This window comes from Brevibacterium sediminis (assembly GCF_024895295.1).
Taxonomy (GTDB): domain Bacteria; phylum Actinomycetota; class Actinomycetes; order Actinomycetales; family Brevibacteriaceae; genus Brevibacterium; species Brevibacterium sediminis.
This window is the reverse complement of the sequence record NZ_JAHQRN010000001.1, coordinates 730,118-751,245: the sequence shown is the minus strand read 5'-3', so window position 1 is coordinate 751,245 and position 21,128 is coordinate 730,118. Positions and strand designations below refer to the sequence as shown.

General features: G+C 64.7%; 26 protein-coding genes. 17 read left to right on the top strand and 9 right to left on the bottom strand.

Annotation, left to right across the window (positions count from 1 at the left end):
- The first annotated feature begins 149 nt into the window (after positions 1-149).
- Together KTJ89_RS03525 and KTJ89_RS03520 are read left to right on the top strand one after the other, a co-directional pair.
- Positions 150-707 carry a hypothetical protein gene (locus KTJ89_RS03525; RefSeq protein WP_259356779.1) on the top strand — a complete coding sequence of 186 codons (558 nt, stop codon included), beginning with the start codon at positions 150-152 and terminating at the stop codon, positions 705-707.
- Positions 708-717: 10 nt separating this feature from the next.
- Positions 718-1,704 (top strand): heme o synthase, encoded by a 987-nt coding sequence (locus KTJ89_RS03520; RefSeq protein WP_101544292.1) that lies wholly within the window; start codon positions 718-720, stop codon positions 1,702-1,704.
- A gap of 130 nt (positions 1,705-1,834) precedes the next feature.
- On the opposite strand, the gene KTJ89_RS03515 is transcribed toward KTJ89_RS03520, so the two are convergent.
- Genes KTJ89_RS03515 through KTJ89_RS03500 form a run of 4 tightly spaced genes read right to left on the bottom strand, consistent with a single transcriptional unit; the run spans position 1,835 to position 4,818 of the window.
- Positions 1,835-2,245 (bottom strand): VOC family protein, encoded by a 411-nt coding sequence (locus tag KTJ89_RS03515; RefSeq protein WP_259356778.1) that lies wholly within the window; start codon positions 2,243-2,245, stop codon positions 1,835-1,837.
- 16 nt (positions 2,246-2,261) lie between these two features.
- Positions 2,262-3,164 (bottom strand): COX15/CtaA family protein, encoded by a 903-nt coding sequence (locus KTJ89_RS03510; protein WP_259356777.1) that lies wholly within the window; start codon positions 3,162-3,164, stop codon positions 2,262-2,264.
- A gap of 8 nt (positions 3,165-3,172) precedes the next feature.
- Entirely contained in the window at positions 3,173-3,904 is a 732-nt protein-coding gene (locus tag KTJ89_RS03505) for an ABC transporter permease (RefSeq protein WP_259356776.1), read from the bottom strand.
- Positions 3,901-4,818 carry an ABC transporter ATP-binding protein gene (locus tag KTJ89_RS03500; protein WP_259356775.1) on the bottom strand — a complete coding sequence of 306 codons (918 nt, stop codon included), beginning with the start codon at positions 4,816-4,818 and terminating at the stop codon, positions 3,901-3,903. The genes KTJ89_RS03505 and KTJ89_RS03500 overlap by 4 nt, the downstream gene beginning before the upstream one ends.
- Before the next feature lie 137 nt (positions 4,819-4,955).
- On the opposite strand from KTJ89_RS03500, the gene KTJ89_RS03495 reads away from it, so the two are divergent.
- The 10 genes from KTJ89_RS03495 (at position 4,956) to KTJ89_RS03450 (ending at position 14,010) form a co-directional block, all read left to right on the top strand.
- Entirely contained in the window at positions 4,956-5,675 is a 720-nt protein-coding gene (locus tag KTJ89_RS03495; protein ID WP_139467280.1) for a helix-turn-helix transcriptional regulator, read from the top strand.
- Positions 5,672-7,102, top strand: a complete 1,431-nt coding sequence (sufB, locus tag KTJ89_RS03490; protein WP_039207512.1) for a Fe-S cluster assembly protein SufB — start codon at positions 5,672-5,674, stop codon at positions 7,100-7,102. The genes KTJ89_RS03495 and sufB overlap by 4 nt, the downstream gene beginning before the upstream one ends.
- Before the next feature lie 40 nt (positions 7,103-7,142).
- Entirely contained in the window at positions 7,143-8,318 is a 1,176-nt protein-coding gene (gene sufD, locus KTJ89_RS03485; RefSeq protein WP_259356774.1) for a Fe-S cluster assembly protein SufD, read from the top strand.
- A complete protein-coding gene (locus KTJ89_RS03480; RefSeq protein WP_139467278.1) occupies positions 8,315-8,638 on the top strand; it encodes a non-heme iron oxygenase ferredoxin subunit in 324 nt (107 codons plus the stop codon). The genes sufD and KTJ89_RS03480 overlap by 4 nt, the downstream gene beginning before the upstream one ends.
- Before the next feature lie 26 nt (positions 8,639-8,664).
- Positions 8,665-9,423 (top strand): Fe-S cluster assembly ATPase SufC, encoded by a 759-nt coding sequence (sufC, locus tag KTJ89_RS03475; protein WP_139467277.1) that lies wholly within the window; start codon positions 8,665-8,667, stop codon positions 9,421-9,423.
- Positions 9,423-10,673, top strand: a complete 1,251-nt coding sequence (locus KTJ89_RS03470; protein WP_181270519.1) for a SufS family cysteine desulfurase — start codon at positions 9,423-9,425, stop codon at positions 10,671-10,673. Before sufC ends, KTJ89_RS03470 begins: the two co-directional genes overlap by 1 nt.
- A 16-nt stretch (positions 10,674-10,689) precedes the next feature.
- A complete protein-coding gene (gene sufU / locus KTJ89_RS03465; protein ID WP_181270518.1) occupies positions 10,690-11,169 on the top strand; it encodes a Fe-S cluster assembly sulfur transfer protein SufU in 480 nt (159 codons plus the stop codon).
- On the top strand, positions 11,162-11,497 hold the full coding sequence (locus tag KTJ89_RS03460) for a metal-sulfur cluster assembly factor (RefSeq protein WP_025778421.1): 336 nt from the start codon (positions 11,162-11,164) through the stop codon (positions 11,495-11,497). Before sufU ends, KTJ89_RS03460 begins: the two co-directional genes overlap by 8 nt.
- Before the next feature lie 216 nt (positions 11,498-11,713).
- Positions 11,714-12,415 carry a ribonuclease H family protein gene (locus KTJ89_RS03455; RefSeq protein WP_181270517.1) on the top strand — a complete coding sequence of 234 codons (702 nt, stop codon included), beginning with the start codon at positions 11,714-11,716 and terminating at the stop codon, positions 12,413-12,415.
- Entirely contained in the window at positions 12,412-14,010 is a 1,599-nt protein-coding gene (locus KTJ89_RS03450; protein ID WP_092013696.1) for an ABC-F family ATP-binding cassette domain-containing protein, read from the top strand. The genes KTJ89_RS03455 and KTJ89_RS03450 overlap by 4 nt, the downstream gene beginning before the upstream one ends.
- Before the next feature lie 6 nt (positions 14,011-14,016).
- On the opposite strand, the gene KTJ89_RS03445 is transcribed toward KTJ89_RS03450, so the two are convergent.
- The 3 genes from KTJ89_RS03445 to KTJ89_RS03435 are packed head-to-tail and all read right to left on the bottom strand — an operon-like array spanning position 14,017 to position 15,673.
- The gene (locus KTJ89_RS03445; protein ID WP_172169590.1) at positions 14,017-14,919 is read right to left on the bottom strand and encodes an SURF1 family cytochrome oxidase biogenesis protein; all 903 of its coding nucleotides are present in this window, start codon (positions 14,917-14,919) and stop codon (positions 14,017-14,019) included.
- A complete protein-coding gene (locus KTJ89_RS03440) occupies positions 14,916-15,128 on the bottom strand; it encodes a hypothetical protein (RefSeq protein WP_101544269.1) in 213 nt (70 codons plus the stop codon). The genes KTJ89_RS03445 and KTJ89_RS03440 overlap by 4 nt, the downstream gene beginning before the upstream one ends.
- Entirely contained in the window at positions 15,125-15,673 is a 549-nt protein-coding gene (locus KTJ89_RS03435) for a DUF3099 domain-containing protein (RefSeq protein ID WP_253903698.1), read from the bottom strand. Before KTJ89_RS03435 ends, KTJ89_RS03440 begins: the two co-directional genes overlap by 4 nt.
- 100 nt (positions 15,674-15,773) lie before the next feature.
- Here KTJ89_RS03435 and KTJ89_RS03430 point away from each other — a divergent pair, with 100 nt between their 5' ends.
- The 3 genes from KTJ89_RS03430 to KTJ89_RS03420 all read left to right on the top strand — a co-directional run bounded on the left by KTJ89_RS03430 (position 15,774) and on the right by KTJ89_RS03420 (position 17,905).
- On the top strand, positions 15,774-16,484 hold the full coding sequence (locus KTJ89_RS03430) for a beta-ketoacyl-ACP reductase (RefSeq protein WP_139908064.1): 711 nt from the start codon (positions 15,774-15,776) through the stop codon (positions 16,482-16,484).
- Positions 16,485-16,631: 147 nt separating this feature from the next.
- Positions 16,632-17,390: an enoyl-ACP reductase FabI gene (gene fabI / locus KTJ89_RS03425; protein WP_101544266.1), complete on the top strand. Its 759-nt coding sequence runs from the start codon at positions 16,632-16,634 to the stop codon at positions 17,388-17,390.
- An 8-nt stretch (positions 17,391-17,398) separates the two neighbouring features.
- Positions 17,399-17,905: a SixA phosphatase family protein gene (locus KTJ89_RS03420; protein WP_172169584.1), complete on the top strand. Its 507-nt coding sequence runs from the start codon at positions 17,399-17,401 to the stop codon at positions 17,903-17,905.
- A gap of 130 nt (positions 17,906-18,035) precedes the next feature.
- Here KTJ89_RS03420 and serB read toward each other — a convergent pair whose 3' ends face one another.
- Together serB and KTJ89_RS03410 are read right to left on the bottom strand one after the other, a co-directional pair.
- Positions 18,036-18,713: a phosphoserine phosphatase SerB gene (gene serB, locus KTJ89_RS03415; protein ID WP_259356773.1), complete on the bottom strand. Its 678-nt coding sequence runs from the start codon at positions 18,711-18,713 to the stop codon at positions 18,036-18,038.
- Positions 18,710-19,444 carry a hypothetical protein gene (locus KTJ89_RS03410; RefSeq protein WP_139908061.1) on the bottom strand — a complete coding sequence of 245 codons (735 nt, stop codon included), beginning with the start codon at positions 19,442-19,444 and terminating at the stop codon, positions 18,710-18,712. The genes serB and KTJ89_RS03410 overlap by 4 nt, the downstream gene beginning before the upstream one ends.
- 44 nt (positions 19,445-19,488) lie before the next feature.
- On the opposite strand from KTJ89_RS03410, the gene KTJ89_RS03405 reads away from it, so the two are divergent.
- Positions 19,489-20,274 carry an ABC transporter ATP-binding protein gene (locus KTJ89_RS03405; protein ID WP_139908060.1) on the top strand — a complete coding sequence of 262 codons (786 nt, stop codon included), beginning with the start codon at positions 19,489-19,491 and terminating at the stop codon, positions 20,272-20,274.
- A 2-nt stretch (positions 20,275-20,276) separates the two neighbouring features.
- The gene (locus tag KTJ89_RS03400) at positions 20,277-21,113 is read left to right on the top strand and encodes a sulfite exporter TauE/SafE family protein (protein ID WP_172169581.1); all 837 of its coding nucleotides are present in this window, start codon (positions 20,277-20,279) and stop codon (positions 21,111-21,113) included.
- The last annotated feature ends 15 nt before the right edge of the window (positions 21,114-21,128 follow it).

The following is a 21,128-nucleotide window of genomic DNA, read 5'->3' as shown; positions in this document are numbered from 1 at the left end:
GTTCACCCGCCGTGCTGAGAGGGAGCGAGACATTTAGGCTACCGACGGGTAAAGTGTGGTCTCGCGCACAGTTGCGGGTTCGACATCCAATGGCTGCTGTGTGCTGCGGAGACCGAAAATGGACTGTGCCTGACTGGAGGGATGACAGGGTGAGCAAAGGAGCTGATCCCGTGATCAATGCCGCCGTCGCAGACAGCGGGGACCAGCGATCCGATCGGCCGGCGGGCAGGCGCCCCGACTTCGCCGAGGTGGCCGAACAGACGAGGGGGCTCCGTCGGCTGATCTCCCGGATCGGCACGGCGTGCCCGGTGTTCTTCGCCGTGGCTACCGTCGCCGTGTCGTCGGCGATCGCCCAGCCGCTCCGCGGCACCGTCGACATCGGGGAGCTCGGCCTGTGGACGTTGGGCACACTCCTTCTGCTCATCCCCTTCGCGGCAGCGCTGGCCGTGATGCTCAATGCACGGCGCGGCGGACTGGTGTGGACGACCGCCCTCGTCTACTCCGTCATCACCGGATTCATCGGCCTGTGCGTCGATGCGAATCTCCTCCGCACGGATCCGCAGTCGGCCTCGCTGAGCTTCATCTCAGTGCTCATCGTGCAGGTCGTCGTGCTTGCTCCGGTGTGTGCGGCGGTGGCCTTCCTCGTCCGCATCGTCAGTGACTCGACTCGCCTGCGCGCGACTGGCAAAAACTTCGACAACAGGTAGAATCTAGGGCGTGAGCAAACTTCGTCAGAACCGGGAAGAGCAGAGTGAACGACCTCTGCAGAGGGCCATCGACGAGCAGAGCCTCGCTACCCGACCGCGTTCGATCATCAGCGCCTATATCGCGCTGACCAAGCCGCGCGTCATCGAGCTGCTCCTCGTCACGACCGCGCCCGTGATGTTCCTGGCCGCTCAGGGATTGCCGAACATCTGGCTGGTCATCAACACCCTCATCGGCGGAGCCGCTGCTGCGGCGTCGGCCTCGGTCTTCAACTGCTACGTCGACCGTGACATCGACGCGAAGATGGAACGGACGAAGGACCGTCCCCTTGTCACCGGTGAGATCAGCCCCCGTTCTGCACTCATCTTCGCTTTCGTGCTCGGCATCGGTTCGATCTTCTGGCTCGGCGGATTCACGAACTGGGTCACGGCGGGACTCACCGCCTCGGCGATTCTGCTCTACGCAGTCTTCTACACCCTCGTCCTCAAGCGCCGCACCTCACAGAACATCGTCTGGGGCGGCGCTGCAGGCTGCATGCCCGTGCTCATCGGCTGGTCGGCCGTGACCGGAGGAATCGCGTGGGAGCCCGTGCTGCTCTTCCTCGTCGTCTTCTTCTGGACCCCGCCGCACTACTGGCCGCTGGCGATCAAGTACAAGGCCGACTACGACGCCGCCGACGTGCCCATGCTGCCGTCGAAGGTTCCGCCGACATCCGTCGGCCGTCAGATGATCCTCTACACCTGGGCGATGATCGCCTGCTCACTCGCGCTCATTCCCGTCGCTCCGATGGGTCCTGTCTACACGATCGTGGCCGTCGGCGCCGGAGTCTGGTTCCTGTGGTCGTGCTACTCGCTGGTCTCCCGTGCCAAGCAGGGTAAGGACGGCACCTCGCTCAAGGCGATGAAGGTCTTCCACGGTTCGATCACCTACCTGTCACTGCTCTTCCTGGCAGTGGCCATCGACCCGTTCGTGCCCACCCTGATCCCCGGTATCTGGTGATTCGCCGAAGAACCCGCTGATCCATTCGGCCCAGTTTGAGCTGGATAGCACAGATTTGAAACAGTGCTATCCAACTCAAACTGGGCCGTTGTGCGTCTGTGCCTTGCGCTTCGGTTCGGAACGCAAATTCTCAGCCGGCGTTGACGAGGTCGTCGATGACGATCTTCTTCATCTGCATGAGCGCCTGAGTCTGTGCCGGACCGGTCATCAGCTCGCCGAGATTCGCGGGAACGATCTGCCAGCTGACTCCGAAGCGGTCCTTGAGCCAACCGCACTGTTCGTGCTCGGGTGACGCCGACAGATGCGACCAATAGTGGTCGATCTCGGTCTGGTCCGCGCATTCGACGGTCAGCGAGATCGCCTCGTTGAATGTGAACACCGGTCCGCCGTCGAGGCAGATGAAATCTGTGCCGTCGAGGACGAACCGGCCGTTCAGGACCTTCCCGCTCATCCCCTTGAAGTGTTCGTCGAGGGATTCGTCGGGATAGCGTTCGATGGACAGGACTCGCGAATCGGGGAAGACGGAGCAGTAGAACTCCATGGCCTCCTCGGCGCAGTCAGGAAACCACAGACACGGAACGATCGGGACTGACATCGGTGCTCCTCGGGTATGCGCTGTCGAGGACGGCAACGCTTGCCGCAATCGTAGCCGACAGGCCGACCATGTGTAAGGCCACGAGCAGTTCGGGAACACCGAGGAAGTACTGGACGTAGCCGATGATTCCCTGGGCCACCTCGACGACGAGGAGCACGATCAGCGGTGCGACCATCGCCGTCTGCGTCTTCTTCCGGGCGACGACGAGAGCGGAGATCGTGGTGATGACGAGCAGCCACACGGGCGCGGCATGCAGCCGGGTGACCCAGATGTTGTCGAGGTTGTTGCGGGTCGAGATCGTCGAACCCGAATGAGGCCCGGCCCCCGTCGTGAGCACGCCGAAGACGACGATGATCGCGGTGAGACCGAGGATGATCCAGCCCAGAGTCGGCAGCGGAGCTGAGGCCTTGGTCCTCAGTCGCACTCCCGTGTCATAGGTGCGGCGGACGAAGTAGGCGGCGACCCCGACAGCGACGGCCGAGGGCACGAAGTGTCCGGCGACGACCCAGGGGTTGAGCTTCGTCCACACGGTGATTCCGCCGACGACGGCCTGGACAGGCACGATGGCCAGCAGGCCGATATTGAGCCAGAAGAGATCCGGGCGCTGCTTCCGGTGCCTCCACAGCATGAGTGCGATGCACACGCCGAGGATCGCCAGCGCCACGGCCAGCAGGCGGTTGCCGAACTCGATGGCGCCGTGGATGCCCATCTCGCTGGTGGCCACGAGCGAATCCGGGGTGCACTTCGGCCAGTCCGAACAGCCGAGCCCGGAGCCGGTGAGCCGGACGATTCCGCCGGTCAGGATGATCCCTGCCTGGGCGATGAGCATGGCCCAAGCGGCGATGCGGATCTTCTTCGTGACCACTTCACTCCTCATTCGAAACGGAACCACCTGCGTGCCGCAAGCGTTCCCACAAGCCCCCATACCAGGAGCACGATGATTGCTTTGATGTCTGTGCCGCCGTGTCCGATGGCGGACCGCATGGCGTCGCCGAGCGCACCGGAGGGCAGGTAGCCCACAACCGTTCCCCATTCTCCCGGATGTGCGATGACGAGGCCACCGACGCCCGCCATGAGCACCCAGATGAGGTTCGTCGCCGCGAGAGTCGCCTCGGCGCGGACTGTGCCGGCCATGAGCAGACCGAGCGAGAGCAGCGCGGCGGTGCCGAACAGCGTGGCCAGGAAGAGTCCGAGGATGTCGACGGGACCTCGGAAGCCGAGAATCGCCGCCGCGGCGAAGACGAGTGCGTACTGGATGAGAACGACGACGATGACGGCGCCGAGTTTGCCGAGGATGAGTCCGTTCGTCCCCAGCGGAGTCGTCGCCAGCTGCCGCAGCACCCCGTAGCGGCGGTCGAAGGCGGTTGCGATCGCCTGCCCGGTGAATGCGCTGGAGGCCAGGCTCAGGCTCAGCGCCCCGGGGACGGCGATCGACAGCGGATCGGTACCGGCCTCGATGACCCCGAGCCCGGTGAGCAGGGGAGTCTTCGCGAGGAAGATGAGCAGGCCCAGCGGGAAGATGATTGAGAGCAGCAGTTGTTCGCCGTTGCGCAGAACGGACAGGGTCTCGAACTTCGCCTGCGAGACGATGCGTGTCGAGGTCATCGCAGCGGCCTCCCGGTGAGATCGAAGAAGACGTCGGACAGGGACTGCCTCTGCATGCCGATGTCCGTGATCTGCAGTCCCGCCTCGGCGACGGCAGTGCACGCGGCCGCGATCAGACTCGCCGTCGGTGCTCCGTCGAGGGAGATGAGTGAGCCCTGCGCCGAGGCGGGACCGAGCTCGGTGAGCCGATCGACGAGGGCGGCGGGAACGGGGGAGTCGAGGCGTATCGTCAGCGACCGTGACCCGGCGGAGGCGCTGCGCAGCTCCTCTGGCGCTCCCTGAGCGATGATCCGTCCCCGATCGATGACGACGACCTCGTCGGAGAGCTCCTCGGCCTCGGCGAGGTCGTGGGTGGTGAGGACTACGGCGACTCCGCGGTCGGCGAGATCGCGGATGAAGCTGTGGACGACCTCGCGAGCCTGCGGGTCGAGACCGGCGCAGGGTTCGTCGAGGAAGACGAGGCGCGGCCGTCCGATGAGGGCCGCGGCCAGTGCGACTCGCTGCTTCTGTCCCCCGGAGAGCCTGCGCATCGTGCGTCCGGCGAAGTCGTGGAGACCCAGCGGTTCGGCGAGTTCGTCGACCGGTACGGGATTCTCATAGAGGGTGGAGAGGTGCCGCAGCACCTGCAGGGGCTTCGAGCTCATCGGCAGTCCGCCGTCTTGGAGCATGACCCCGGCCAGCTGCGACGTCGTCGCGTGTTCGGCGACGGGGTCGTGCCCGAAGATCTCCACCGTGCCCGATTCGGGGCGGCGGGTGCCCACGGCCAGGGAGATGGTCGTGGACTTTCCTGCGCCGTTGGGTCCGAGCACGCCGAGGACGGATCCGGACTCGGCCGTGAGGTCGATTCCGTCGACGACACGGTGGGTGCCGTAGGAGTACTGGAGACCGCGAATGGTCAGGGCCGGAGATGACACCAGGCTATTCTACGACGCGTCGAAACGGGTGTCGAAACCGCAGGTGTCCGCGCGCGACTCGGGCGGTGGTTAGGCTCACCTAGTTTTACGAAACAAATTACGCAACAATATTGTTGTGTTAGTCAAGGAGGTGGATTATGGCTGCAAACGACACGGAAGATCGCCGAACCCGGCAGAAGGTCTTCCAGTCGGTGCTCGACGAAGGTCCGATCACTGCCTCGTCTTTGGCCAAAGCCCTCGAGCTGACTCCCGCGGCGATCCGTCGTCACCTGGACGCGCTGGAGAGTGAGGGCCTTCTCGAGGTCCGTGAACTCGCCGGCAAACAGGCGGGCAGGGGCCGACCGGCCCGGCACTATGTGGTCACGACGGCCGGACACGATTCGGTCAGTCATTCCTACGACGAGTTGGCCGTGAACATCCTGCGCTTCATGGAGGACAAGCACGGCAGATCGGCAGTGGAGGGCTTCACGGAAGACCTCGTGAGCCGACTGCGGGAGCGACTCGGACCGGAACTCGAAAAGCGCGGCGGCACCACAGTGGCGTCTCGCTCACGTGCACTTGCCGCCGCACTCACACGGGAAGGGTACGCCGCCTCGGCGACCCCGGTCGCGGCCGGAACCCCGTTGGAGGCGATGCAGCTGTGCCAGGGACACTGCCCGATCCAGGCCGTGGCGGCGGAGTACCCGGAGATCTGCGAAGCAGAGCTCGCGATGTTCTCCGACTACCTCGGTGTCGACGTGCGGCGGCTGTCGTCGCTGGCCCAGGGCGACCATGTGTGCACCACCCACATTCCGACTTCGGAACTGACCAGACCACTCATCCACAGCAATGATCGACCTCAAGGAGGTTCACGATGACTGACACAGGAAATCGGATCATCGATGCGAATCCCGAGCTCAAAGACCTCGGGCAGTACGCATACGGTTGGCACGACGAGAACGATGCCGGCGCGACCGCGACCCGCGGCCTCAGCGAGGAAGTCGTCCGCAACATCTCGAAGCTCAAGGACGAACCGGAGTGGATGCTCAAGCGTCGACTCAAGGCTCTGCGTCTGTTCGACAAGAAGCCGATGCCGAACTGGGGCGCCGACCTCACCGGAATCGACTTCGCGGACATCAAGTACTTCGTTCGCTCCACCGAGGGACAGGCGACGTCCTGGGAGGACCTGCCCGAGGACATCCGCAACACCTATGACAAGCTCGGCATCCCCGAGGCCGAGAAGCAGCGCCTCGTCGCCGGTGTCGCCGCTCAGTACGAGTCCGAGGTCGTCTACCACCAGATCAACGAGGAGCTCGAGGCTCAGGGTGTCATCTTCATGGATACCGACACCGGCCTGCGCGAGCACCCGGAGATCTTCGAAGAGTACTTCGGGTCGATCATTCCGTCCGGTGACAACAAGTTCGCCGCTCTGAACACCGCTGTCTGGTCCGGCGGTTCCTTCGTCTACGTCCCCAAGGGCGTCCACGTCGAGATCCCGCTGCAGGCCTACTTCCGCATCAACACGGAGAACATGGGCCAGTTCGAGCGCACGCTCATCATCGCCGACGAGGGTTCCTCGGTCCACTACGTCGAGGGCTGCACCGCTCCGATCTACAAGACCGACTCCCTGCACTCGGCCGTCGTCGAGATCATCGCGAAGAAGGATGCGAAGGTCCGCTACACGACGATCCAGAACTGGTCGAACAACGTGTACAACCTCGTCACCAAGCGCGCCATCGCCGAAGAGGGCGCCTCCATGGAATGGGTCGACGGCAACATCGGCTCGAAGGTGACCATGAAGTACCCGGCCATCTGGCTCACCGGTGAGCACGCCCGCGGCGAGACGCTGTCCGTGGCCTTCGCTGGCGAGGGACAGCACCAGGACACCGGTGCGAAGATGGTCCACGCCGCTCCGCACACCCATTCGTCGATCGTGTCGAAGTCCGTGGCCCGCGGCGGCGGCCGCGCCGGCTACCGCGGACTCGTCCACGTCCACCCGGGCGCCGAAGGCTCGTCGAACAACGTCCTCTGCGACGCCCTGCTCGTCGACAACGTCTCCCGTTCGGACACGTACCCCTACATCGACATCCGCGAAGACGACGTCACACTCGGCCATGAGGCCACCGTGTCGAAGGTCAGTGAGGATCAGCTCTTCTACCTCATGTCCCGCGGCATGGAGGAGACCGAGGCGATGGCGATGATCGTGCGCGGCTTCGTCGAGCCGATCGCACGCGAACTCCCGATGGAGTACGCCCTCGAACTCAACCGCCTCATCGAACTGCAGATGGAAGGCGCGGTCGGCTGAGACCCGACCCGGCGCCCACTGCACTCAAAGGAGTAAATCTGTGACTGATACCACCAACCCGCTTGGCCTCTCGGAACATTCGCACGGTTCCGAGGTCCAGGTGCCCGATTCGAAGCGCGATGCGCGCACGCGCAGCTTCGATGTCGCCGACTTCCCCGTGCCCACCGGCCGGGAGGAGGAATGGCGCTTCTCTCCCGTCCGCAAGTTCAGCGAGTTCTTCGAGGACACCGCCACCGAGGCGAAGCTGAAGTTCGAGTCGGATCTGCCCGAGGCCCTGTCCGTCGAGGAGATCTCGCTCGAGTCAGCCCAGGAACTGGGCATCCTCGAGCCCGAGGACCGCGCCGCGGTCGTCGCCGCCAACCGCGCCTCTGCGGTGACGCACTACTCGGTCCCCGCGGACACCGAACTCGAGCGGGCCGCGATCATCCACGCGGACGGCACCGGTGAGGCGCTCGGCCACGGCCATGTCGTCGTCACGGTCGGTGCGAATTCGAAGGCGACCATCGTCGTCGAACACGAGGGACTGGCCCGGTACTCCGAGCTCGTCTCCCTCGTCATCGGCGATGGTGCGGACGTGACCTTCGTATCGCTGCAGCTGTGGGACGACGGCTCCCAGCACCTCGGTCAGCACGACGCGATCGTGGGCAAGGACGCGAAGTTCAAGCACATCCACATCACCCTCGGCGGTGACGTCGTGCGCCTGAACACGAACGTGCGCTACTCGGCAGCCGGGGGAGAGGCCGAACTGCTCGGACTCTACTTCGCCGATGCCGGTCAGCACCTCGAGCACCGCACCTACATCGACCACAACACGCCGAAGGCCCAGTCGAACGTCCATTACAAGGGCGCACTGCAGGGCAAGGACGCGCGCAGCGTGTGGATCGGCGATGTGCTCATCCGTCCCGAGGCCCTCGACATCGACACCTACGAGCTCAACCGGAACCTCATCCTCACCGATGGCGCCCGGGCTGACTCGGTGCCGAACCTCGAGATCGAGACCGGCGACATCGCCGGTGCCGGCCACGCCTCCTCGGTGGGTCGCTTCGATGAGGAGCACCTGTTCTACCTCATGAGCCGCGGCATCCCCGAGGACGTCGCTCGTCAGCTCGTGGTCCGTGGATTCTTCAACGAAGTGATTCAGAAGATCCAGGTGCCCGAGATCGAAGACGTGCTCAACGAACGCATCGAAGACGAATTGTCCCGGAGTGTTCTGTGACCATGATCGACGTGGCGGCCACCGACGAGGTGGCCCCCGGCGGCACCATGCGCATCGAGGTCGGCGAGTACGAGATCTGCATCGCTCGCGACTCCGACGGCACGATACACGCCATCGACGACCTGTGCACCCATGGTGAGGTGTCGCTGGCCGAAGGAGACGTCGAGGACTGCACCATCGAATGCTGGCTGCACGGCTCGCAGTTCGATCTCAACACGGGCAAGCCGGTCAATCCGCCGGCGTTCGAACCCGTCGCGGTCTATGACTGCAAAGAGATCGCCGGTCGCATCCTCGTCGACCCGAACACCACCCTGAACTGACTCAAGACCGAAGAAGAAGGATCATTATGTCCACTCTCAAGATCGAAGACCTGCACGTCGGTGTCAACACCGATACCGGTCTCAAGCCCATCCTCAACGGCATCGACCTCGTCATCAACACGAACGAGACCCATGCCATCATGGGCCCCAACGGCTCCGGCAAGTCGACCCTGGCCTACGCTCTGGCCGGTCACCCCAAGTACGAAGTGACCTCCGGTTCGGTCACCCTCGACGGAGAGGACGTCCTCGAGATGTCCGTCGACGAGCGTGCCAAGGCCGGACTGTTCCTGGCCATGCAGTACCCCGTCGAGGTTCCCGGCGTGACCGTGACGAACTTCCTCCGCTCGGCCAAGACCGCCATCGACGGTGAAGCTCCGAAGCTGCGCAACTGGACCAAGGACCTCAAGCAGGCCATGGAGAACCTCCGTGTGGATCCCGCCTTCGCCTCGCGCAACGTCAACGAAGGCTTCTCCGGCGGCGAGAAGAAGCGTCACGAGATCCTGCAGCTCGAGATGCTCAAGCCGAAGTTCGCCGTCCTCGACGAGACCGACTCCGGCCTCGACGTCGACGCGCTGCGCATCGTGTCCGAAGGCGTCAACCGCGTCAAGGACGCCACCGACGTCGGCATCATGCTCATCACCCACTACACGCGCATCCTCAACTACATCAAGCCCGATCACGTCCACGTGATCATCAAGGGCAAGGTGGCCGAGGAAGGCGGACCGGAACTGGCCGAACGCCTCGAGAACGAAGGCTACGACCGCTTCTTCACCGCCGGCGTCTGATGTTCTCACGTCTGAGGGGCGACTTCCCGATCCTCGATGTGAGGGTCGGGGAGTCGCCGCTGTCGTATCTCGACTCGGGAGCGACATCGCAGAAGCCGCAGTGCGTCATCGACACCTTCGTCGAGTACTTCCAGCAGCGCAACGCCGCCGTCCACCGAGGTGCGCACTCCCTGGCCGTCGAGGCCACGGACGCCTTCGAGAACGGTCGGATCGCCGCTGCCGGACTCGTCGGCGGGACACCGGAACAGGTGTGCTGGACGAAGAACGCGACCGAGGCGCTCAACATCGTGGCCCTCGGCATGGATCGGGCCAGCCATGGCTTCGGGGGAGACGACGCAGAGCGTTTCGCCCTCGCCCCCGGTGACTCGATCGTCGTCACCGAGATGGAGCACCATGCGAATCTCGTGCCGTGGCAGCAGCTGGCTGCCTCCACGGGAGCACAGCTGCGCTGGCTGCCGGTCACTGACTCCGGTGAACTCGATCTGACCGATCTCGACACGATCGTCGACGAATCGACGAAGGTGCTCGCGTTCACGCACGTCTCCAACGTCCTCGGCACGATCAACCCGGTCGACCGCCTCGTGCAACGGGCCCGCGCCATCGGAGCCTACGTCGTGCTCGACGCCTGCCAGTCCGTTCCGCATATGCCCGTGGACTTCGTCGACCTCGACGTCGACTTCGCCGCGTTCTCCGCTCATAAGGCACTCGGCCCCACCGGCCTGGGCGCGCTGTGGGGCAAGTCCGAACTGCTCGACGCTCTGCCGCCGGTGCTCACCGGCGGATCCATGATCACCACGGTGACCATGGAGGAGACCGAGTTCATGCCCGCTCCGCAGCGGTTCGAGGCCGGCACTCAGCCGGTCGCCGAGGTGGCGGCTTTCGCGACAGCGATCGGATACCTCACCGAGGTGGGGCTGGACAATGTTCTCGAGCATGAGAAGGAACTCGCCCGAGTCCTCCTCGACGGGATCGGCCAGATCCCCGGAATCCACATCCTCGGCGAGGCCGAAGACCGGATCGGAACCGTGGCCTTCGACGTCGACGGCGTGCACGCCCACGATGTCGGACAGTATCTCGACTCGCAGGGCATCGCCGTGCGGGTGGGCCACCACTGCGCTCAGCCGCTGCACCGCCGCTTCGGGGTCACCGCCTCGACGCGGGCGAGCACGTACCTGTACAACAACGTCGAAGACTGCACCCGCTTCCTCACCGCTCTGGCGGAAGTGCGGCCCTTCTTCGGAGTCGCCTGAGGAGGGGAGCGAACCGATGAGCACACAGATGCAGCAGCTCTACCAACAGGTGATCCTCGACCAGTCGCGGGCACGCGTCGGCAACACCGAACTGCTCCGTGATGCCGCAGGGTCACCGCACGGATATTCGCATCAGGTGAACCCGACGTGCGGCGATGAGATCGAGCTCGAGACCGAACTGCGTGAGGACGGCACGATCGCGGTGAGGTGGACCGGCGACGGCTGTTCGATCTCGATGGCCTCGGCCTCGGTGCTGTCGGAGCTGGCCGCCGAATCCTCCGTCGCGCAGATGCTCGAGATCGAAGGCGCGTTCCACGAACTCATGCATTCACGTGGGACAATGGAGGCGGATGAGTCGATTCTCGGTGACGCCGCGGCGTTCACCGGAGTGTCGAAATTCCCGGCCAGGATCAAATGCGCTCTCCTGGCATGGATGGCGTTCAAGGACGCACTCAACCAAGCACAAGCAGCTCGTGAGGAGAAACACAATGCCTGAAGTCATTGACGCACCGCAGAATGCCAGCGTCGACGAAGTGCGCGAGGCGATGATGGACGTCGTCGATCCCGAGCTCGGTGTCAACATCGTCGATCTCGGCCTCGTGTACGGACTCTCGGTCGAAGACGACGGCACCGCCGTGATCGAGATGACCCTGACCTCGGCAGCCTGCCCGCTGACCGACGTCATCGAGGACCAGACCGCGCAGTCGCTCGAGGGAATCGTGCCGGCCTACCGGATCAACTGGGTCTGGATGCCACCATGGGGCCCGGAGAAGATCACCGAGGACGGCCGCGAACAGATGCGTGCCCTCGGCTTCAACATCTGATCCGACACCGACGACGTTCGGTTGTCTGCGTCCCCGCGGGGACGCAGACGAACACCATCGCCGAGGCGGGGCGACCTGAGAAGGTCAGCCCCGCCTCGGCGATCGTCGTCCGATCCGGCACTCGTGTCCGGGCAGGGTCGCGGAGATCACCGCCCCACGGACCGAGAACCCGAGAGCGGCGTGAAAGAATGGAATCCGACTTTCCAAGGAGAACCATTGACGATCATCGCTGCCGCCGACGGATCCGCGCTCGGCAACCCCGGACCCGCCGGGTGGGCCTGGTACATCGACGACACCTCCTGGCATGCCGGCGGGTGGAAGAACGCGACGAACAACCGCGGTGAGCTCATGGCCGTCCTCGACCTGCTCCGGTCGACCGCGGACAGCGACGACGAGCTGAAGATATACTGTGATTCGCAGTACGTCATCAACGCCCTGACCAAATGGATGCCGGGGTGGAAACGCAAAGGGTGGAAGAAGGCCGATGGAAAAGAAGTCCTCAACAAGGACCTCTTAGCGTCTCTCGATGAGGCACTGAGCGGGCGGACTGTCGAGTTCGAGTGGGTCAAAGGACACAACAACCACGAACTCAATGAGGCCGCCGATGATCGCGCACGTGCGGCTGCCACCGCCTTCCAAAAGGGCACGTCCGTGCCGGAAGGCCCAGGATACGTCCCCGCGGGGACGTCGACCGCGACGGCCGACGATGATCCGGCAGACGACCCGACGGAACCTGTTGCTCAGGACGATGTTTCCGTCGAGCCCGTGACCGCAGCGGCCGGGCCGGACACCACTGTCGTGTCCTGTCGTGTGCCGTCCTCAGTCGCAGATGAACTCGTCGCCCGGGCACAGGCCCGCGGCATCCACCCCCAAGAATTTCTGGCCGAACTCATCGGCCGCAGTTTGGAGACAGAATGATTCAGGCCTCCGGCCTCGAAGTCGCCGTCGGCGCCCGCACCCTCATGTCCGAGGTGTCCTTCCGCGTCGACAAGGGCGACCGAGTCGGTCTCGTCGGCCGCAACGGCGCCGGCAAGACGACCCTGACCAAGGTGATCATGGGCGGACACCCGGCGCAATCCGGTTCCGTGTCGATCTCCGGCACCGTCGGCTATCTGCCGCAGGATCCGCGCAGCGGTGACCTCACCGCCACCGGAATGGAACGCATCCTCTCGGTGCGCGACCTCGACGTCCTCGTGAAGCGTCTGCGCAAGGCCGAACGGCAGATGGCCTCACCGGACGAGAAGGTGGCCACGAAGGCCATCGACCGCTACCCGCGCATCGAAGCGGAGTTCATCGCCGCCGGCGGCTATGCAGCCGAATCCGAAGCCTTCGCGATCGCCGCGAACCTCGGCCTCGACGAAGCACTGATCAGCCAGGAGATCGGGACGCTCTCCGGCGGTCAGCGCCGCCGTGTGGAACTCGCCCGGATCCTGTTCTCGGCCCCGGACACGATGATCCTCGACGAGCCGACGAACCACCTCGACGCCGAATCCGTGCTGTGGCTGCGCGACCACCTCAAGGCCTACTCCGGTGGTCTGATCATCATCAGCCACGACCTCGATCTCATCGACGAAGTGGTCAACAAGGTCTTCTTCCTCGACGCCACCCGTCAGACCATCGACATCTACTCGATGGGCTACCGGCTCTACCTCAAACAGCGTGAGGACGATGAGCGGCGTCGCCGCCGCGAACGTGCCAATGCCGAGAAGAAGGCCGCGGCGCTCAACGCCCAGGCGAACAAGATGATGGCGAAGGCGACGAAGACCGTCGCCGCCCAGCAGATGGCCAAGCGTGCCGACCGACTGCTCGCCGGTCTCGAGGACGAACGCGCCACGGAGAAGGTCGCGAATCTGCGCTTCCCGGCCCCGGCCGACTGCGGACGTGTGCCGCTGACGGCCGAAGGACTCTCTCGCAGCTTCGGTTCGACCGAGGTGTTCACCGGTGTCGACCTCGCTATCGACAAGGGCACACGAGTCGTCGTACTCGGCTACAACGGCGCCGGAAAGACGACGCTGCTGCGTCTGCTCGCCGGACTCGACGAACCCGACTCCGGAGAAGTCGTGCCCGGACACGGCCTCAAGCTCGGCTACTACGCGCAGGAGCATGAGACCCTCGACCTCGAACGCACAGTGCTGGAGAACATGTCGCGGAACTCTCCGCATCTCGATGACACCGCGGTGCGCAATGTGCTCGGTTCGTTCCTCTTCAGTGGTGATGATGTGCACAAACCCGCCGGGGTCCTCTCCGGCGGCGAGAAGACGCGTCTGGCTCTGGCGACCCTCGTGGTCTCGAGCGCGAACGTGCTGCTGCTCGACGAGCCGACGAACAACCTCGATCCGGCCTCCCGCGAGGAGATCCTCTCGGCGATCCGCCGCTATGAAGGTGCAATAGTGCTCGTCACCCACGATGAGGGTGCGGTGTCTGCGCTCGACCCCGACCGCGTGCTGCTGCTGCCCGACGGCGACGAGGACCTGTGGAACGACACGTACCTCGATCTCGTCACGCTCGCCTGAGCAAGTTCACTTTGAGCGGAAGCGCTCCTCGAACAGGGCATCCTCCTCGGCTTCGGCCTGCCCGCGCACGGTGGGCGAGGCCCAGCGGTTGCGGCCATAGCGGCTGCCGGGCTGGCTGATCTTCGCGCCCGCGTCGAGGGCGGCCTTGTCGATGACGACCATTTCGTTCTCGACAGCGCCGTGCTCGACCGCCTCGGCGGCTGCCTTGCGCTCACGTCGGGCCGAGATGACCACGGCGATGATGATCATGATTCCGAAGGCGAACCACTGGAGCATATAGGACAGGTGGTTGCCCGGATCGAGCTCGGGCATCGGCAGCGGGGTCAGCCCCTCTTCCGGGGCACCGCCTGTCTCCGCCGGTGAGGCCTCGACGTAGACATGCGAATAGGCATCGTCCATTCCCGGAATGCGCGCGGGATCGATGGCTTTGATGAGGCCCTTCGGGTTCTCATCCTCGGATCCGTCCTGAGCGGGACGCAGATGGGCGACCACGGTCTGCTGACCCCGAGGAGCGGGCGGCACGGAATCCTGTTCGGCGGTGAAGCCGCGGACGACGGCGATCGTCGATCCGCCGGTGATCTCGAACGGAGTCACCACATAGAAGCCGGGTTTGTCTTCGACCGTCCGGTTGCGTGCGAGGACGGTGTCCTCGTCGGAGAACGATCCGGTCAGCTCCACCTGGGTCCACTCATCGGTGGTCTCCAGCGTCGAATTCGGTGTCGAGAGCACCGAGGTGATGTCGACGGGTTCGGCGGAGTAGTTCGTGGTGATCGTCGCGATCTCCTGCTCCCGCTGATCGCGGCGGTCCTTCTGCCACAGGGCGAGGAACACGCAGGCGATGATGACGATGATCGCCATGGCGATGTATTTGAGCCAGCGTGCGGAGAAGAGGAAGGAATAGCGGCTCAACCTGCGTCCTCCGGAATCTCGTCGACGGAGACGTCGGTGATGAAGAAGTCGCGCAGAGTCAGGAAGTCACGCAGATAGTCGAGGTGCTCATCACAGGCCAACCACGTCTTCTTCCGCTCGGGAGTGTGGACGCGGGGATTGTTCCACAGCAGGGCGCGGGTCGCGAACGCCCGGCATTCCTTCGCGGAACACTGCAGCTGCTCGCTCAAGCCTGGTCCCTCCTGTCCTCGTCGTTGTCGTCGACGGTCTCACCTTGGACGGTGTCGCCCGGGACCGTCTCGCCCCGGATCGTTTCGTGTCGGTGATCCGCGCCTGGACCTGTCTCGTCAGGGGCGCCGCCTCGGGTATCTGAGCCGCCTCCGGGATCTGCACCGTCGACCGTCTCGTCATCGACCGTCTCCCCTCCGAGAGTGTCGCCGGAGATCGTCTCACCGCGCGCCGGCGGCAGCTCTGTCAGCGGGGCCTGTTCGAGCAGGGCGGAACGATCATCTCGGGTGCGTTCGCGGCCCGCATTGGCGAAGATCACCGCAGGGTAGGGGAGGACGACCGCCCCTGCCACGCAGATCCACATGAGGATGTGCATATCTGCGACGAAAGCGAAATAGGCGGCCACGAAGCAGACCGTCCTGATGCCCATGGTGATCGAATACTTGATGATCCGAGACCGCATATCGTCATCAAGGGCGGTGTCTGCCGTTGTGATCTGCTGAGCGTGCCTGACCATATCCTTCTTCGATCGATGACTGCCAAACATGATACTCGTCCTTTGTGAGAGTCATATCCATCGGCCAAAGGACAGGATAGGTTTGTCCACGATAGATTTGAAGAACACAGTCGATCAACAGGAGACCAACGTGTCAGAACCACGCACAGTCCTCGTCACCGGCGGCAACCGCGGAATCGGTCGCACCATCGCCGAGGAATTCCTCGCCCAGGGGGACAAGGTGGCAGTCACCTCCCGCAACGGTCAGGCCCCGGAGGGAGCGCTGGCCGTGGCCGCCGATGTCACCGACAGCGAATCGATCGATCGGGCGTTCACCGAGATCGAGGAGAAGCTCGGTCCCGTCGAGGTCGTCGTGGCCAATGCCGGAATCACCGCCGACAATCTGCTCATGCGGATGAACGATGACGAATTCGAGTCCGTCATCAACACGAACCTCACCGGTGCCTTCCGCACCGTCAAGCGCGGAATCACCGGGATGATCCGCGCGAAGAAGGGCCGCATCGTCCTCATCTCCTCGGTGTCGGGTCTCTACGGCGTGCCCGGTCAGGCGAACTACTCGGCCTCGAAGGCCGGTCTCGTCGGCTTCGCCCGCTCCATCACCCGTGAGGTCGGCTCCCGCGGAATCACCGCCAATGTCGTCGCCCCGGGCTTCATCCGCACTGATATGACCGATGAGCTCAGCGAGAAGCAGCGATCAGAGTACCTCGCCACCATCCCGGCGAAGCGATTCGCCGAACCCGGTGAGGTCGCCAAGGTCGTCCGTTGGATGGCCTCCGATGAAGCCGCTTACATCTCCGGTGCCGTCATCCCCGTCGACGGCGGACTAGGCATGGGCCACTGACTCAGACGGCGCTGAGCCGGTCACAACCGGATCCTCGGCCGCAGACGATGCGGCCCCGCCGGGCCGCAGCCCGTAGACTTCGATACAGAGACACCGCCCGAAGCGGCGTCATGCACACGCAACCACCTTCCTTTCGAAAGGACCACCATGGGAATTCTTGACGGAAAGCGCATTCTCGTCACCGGCGTGCTCACCGAGGCGTCGATCGCCTTCGCCGCTGCTCGCATCGCACAGGAGCAGGGAGCCGAGGTCATTCTCTCGAGCTTCGGTCGCCAGATGAAGATCACTCAGGTGATCGCCGAACGCCTGCCCGAGACCCCGCAGGTCATCGAACTCGACGCCACGAACGAAGAGGACCTCGCGGCCCTGCCCGAGCGCCTCGGCGGCAACATCGACGGAATCGTCCACGCGATCGCCTTCGCTCCGAAGGACGCCCTCGGCGGAGTCTTCCTCGACACGCCTTGGGACTCCGTGTCCGCGGCCATCCACGTCTCCGCATACTCGCTCAAGGCCATCGCCGTGGCCGCGAAGCCCGTGCTCAACAAGGGCGCCGGAATCGTCGGACTGACCTTCGACGCGACCATCTCCTGGCCGGTCTACGACTGGATGGGTGTGGCCAAGGCCGCCTTCGAATCGACCGCCCGCTACCTCGCCAAGTACGTCGGCGAAGACGGCGTGCGCGTCAACCTCGTCTCGGCCGGACCGCTGAAGACCACCGCCGCAACCTCCATCCCCGGCTTCGGAACGCTCGAAGACATGTGGGGCGACCGTGCACCCCTGGGCTGGGACCAGAAGGACACCACCCCTGCCGGCAAGGCCATCGTCGCCCTGCTCTCCGACTGGTTCCCCGCCACTACCGGCGAGATGATCCACGTCGACGGCGGATTCCACTCCACCGGCGCCTGAGACCACTCATGCCTGTGCTCATCCTCGCCCGCCACGCCAAGGCGGAAGCGCACGGTCCGACCGACTTCGAACGGTCCCTGGATGCGAAGGGTCTGGCTCAAGCGGTCGAGGCCGGAGCCGAGATCGCCGAGCGCTGGTCACCCGATGTGGCCATCGCCTCGGCGGCCAGGCGCACCGTGCAGACCGGACAGGCTGTCGTCGAAGCTGTCAACCGCGCTCATGGAGGAACTCTCGACGAACCGGGTGACCTGACCCTGCGCGAGGATCCCTCGCTGTATTCCGGGTCCGTCGACGACTGGTTGGATGCGATCAACTCGATCCCCGCGGATGCGCAGTGCGCGTATATCGTGGGCCACCAGCCGACCGTCGCCGAGGTGGTCGGCCACCTCAATCCGGAAGGCGGGGTTCCCGATACGTTCCGTCCCTCGTCGATCGCGGTCTTCGACCTCGAGAGCTGGGACGTGGAGCCGGGACACTACCCGGCCCCGCAGATCCGGGTCTTCCACGGAGTCTGAACGCACCGTCTGACCGACGCGATCTGTCGACAAGACGCCTGTGGCGCTGACGAAACATTCGTCAGCGCCACAGGCGTCTTCGGTCAGTCAGCGTTCAATGGCGCCGGTGCCACACCCTGGGAGGGATCGCTCACACGTCTGCACGCGCAGCGACCAGGTCGATGACGGCTCGCAGGTCGCGTGTCTCCACGGACGCGTCCGCTGCGGCGACGAGCGCCGGTTTCGCACAGAAGGCGATTCCGAGACCGGCGGCTTCGACCATGCCGATGTCATTGGCGCCGTCACCGATCGCCACCGAGGCGGCACGATCGTATCCGCCGGCAGCGAGCAGATCCTCGAAGATCTCGGCCTTGGCGTTCGGGTCGATGACACGGCCGTTCGTCCGCCCGGTCAGCAGCCCGTCATGGATATCGAGTCCGTTGGCGAAGACGTCGGTGATGCCCAGCTGTGCGGCGACGGGAGCGATGATGGCGGTGAAGCCGCCCGACACCAGAGCCACCTGGCCACCCGAGGAGTGCACTGTCGCGACCAGGTCGGCGGCTCCCTCGGTGAGGGTGATCTGCTCTCGCACCTCATCGAGCACGGTCTCCGGCAGCCCGCTCAGCAGGGCGACCCGTTCAGCCAGGGATTCGGCGAAGTCGAGCTCTCCGGCCATGGCGCGTTCGGTGATGTCGGCGACCTTGTCTCCGACCCCGGCATGGGCGGCGATGAGGTCGATGACCTCTTCGTTGATGAACGTCGAGTCGACGTCCATGACGAGCAGTTGGACGGGGATCTGGGAGGCGGTGGCCTGAGGCGTCTCATTCACCCCTTCATCGTAGCCACTGCCATGATGTAGTCCGCGGCGGCCGGGTGCAGCTGAGACAGCAGCGCACCGAACTCTGGCGGGGCGACGGTCGCAGGTGCGAGCACGGTGCGCATCCGGTGGTGGATGTCGAGGGCGGCGTAGATCGCTCGGGAATCCGCCTCAGTGGGGATGAGCCGGGAGATCGGGTGCATCGTCGACAGCTCCTCTTGCCAGTCACGCCACGGCCCCTGCCGCCAGTCCTCGGGAACGTCGATGGTCTCGACGAGGCGTAAGCCCTCCATCACCAGCAGGCGCAGACGCCGCAGCGCCTCGGGGGCGGACCCGACCGTGACGGGGCGGAAGACGGTGGGCGCACAGGCGATGATCTCGACGTTCGCCTCGGCGCCGATGAGGGCGATCGCCGCCTGCTCATCGCCGCGATGGAGGACGACGGGGGCGGTGTGGCGTCCGACCTTCGTCCGGGCGGTGCGATCGACCGGGGGAGTCGCATGCGGCAGAGACGGGTGGTGCAGCGCCAAGCGCGCATGGGTGATTCCCGAGGCGGCCGCCTCAGCGATGAAGAGCAGCAGACCGGTGGGAACGACCGAGTCGAAGACCTCATCGGAGACGATGAGAGGAACATCACGATCATCGTCGAGGAACGCAGAGGTCACCTCGTCAGGGGGCAGGGTCGAGCGCAGACGGTGGTTGAGGGCCAGGGTCAGCAGCAGTGAGTCGGTCGTGAGGTCCATGTCGAACCAGGATAGACGGCTCGTCTGCGATAGAGTCTGAAGATATGAGTGAAGTCCTGAATCTGGATTCTGTGTCCGTGCGCCGGGGGACGAATTTCCTCCTCGACGATTTCTCGCTGACCGTCGCCGAAGGCGAGCACTGGGCAGTGCTCGGACCCAATGGTGCGGGCAAGACGACCCTGCTCGAAATCGCGGCCGGTCGCATGCATCCGACGACGGGTACGGTCAACATCCTCGAGGAGCAGCTCGGCCGCGTCGATGTGTTCGAGCTGCGCCCGCGCATCGGCTATGCCTCGACGATTCTGGCCAATCGCATTCCGAGTTCCGAAGCGGTCCTCGACACCGTGCTCACCGCCGCCTACGGCGTCACCGGACGTTGGGTGGAGGAGTACGAGCAGGACGATATCGAGCGTGCCCGCGATCTGCTGGCCGCGTTCCACATCACTCACTTGGCCGATCGCACCTTCGGTACGCTGTCCGAGGGCGAGCGCAAGCGTGTGCAGATCGCGCGTGCGCTCATGACCGACCCGGAGCTTCTGCTGCTCGACGAGCCGGCGTCCGGACTCGATTTCGGCGGGCGTGAGGAGCTGCTCGGCGCACTCTCGGAGATCCTGTCATCGAAGTGGGCGCCGGCCACGATCATGGTCACCCACCACGTCGAGGAGATCCCGGAGGGCATCACTCATGTGCTGCTGCTGTCCGAGGGCACCGATCTGGCCGCAGGTCCGATCGAGGAGACCCTGACGGCGGAGAACCTCGCGGCGACCTTCGGCATCGACGTCAAGCTCACCCGGGACGGTCAGCGCTACCACGCACGTTCCGCCCTCTGAGCATGGAGTTTCTGGCGAACCTGAGCCTCGAGCCGTGGCAGATCGGCCTTGTCATCGTCGCCGGAATCGCGGCAGGAGGCATCAACGCCGTCGTCGGCTCCGGAACGCTCATCACCTTCCCGGCGCTCGTCGCCTTCGGAGTGCCGCCGGTGGTGTCGACGATGAGCAACGCTGTCGGTCTCATCCCCGGCAATATCGCCTCCTCGTTCGGATACCGTGAAGAGCTGCGAGGGCAGTGGAAACGGATTCTCGGATACGTTCCCGCCTCTCTGCTCGGGTCGCTGACCGGTGCGTATCTGCTGCTGCACCTGCCCGAGGATGCTTTCGAGACGATCGTGCCGGTCCTCCTCGTCGTGGCCTTGATCATGGTGGTCGGGCAGCCGTACCTCTCCCGCTACCTGAAGAACCGGTCCCTGCGCCGGGCCGAGGCTGCCGGCGTCGAGCATCGGGCCGCCAAGGCGGGGGATCGCCTGTCCACGGGCCGGTACATCGTCGTGCTCATCGTCGTCTTCCTCACCGCGATCTACGGCGGCTACTTCGCCGCCGCCCAGGGCATCATCCTCATCGCCCTGCTCGGTCTGCTGCTGCCCGATGATCTGCAGCGACTCAACGGGCTGAAGAACGTCCTCGTCCTCGTCGTCAATACGGTCTCGGCAAGCACGTACATCATCGTCGGCCACGACCGGATCAACTGGATCGCCGTTGTCTGCATCGCCATCGGCTCACTCATCGGCGGGTACTTCGGTGCCCGAATCGGGCGGAAGTTCTCGCCCGTGCTGCTGCGCGCCGTCATCGTGGCCCTCGGACTCGTCGCGATCTGGAGGATCCTCACGCTGTGAACGGAGTTCCGCTGT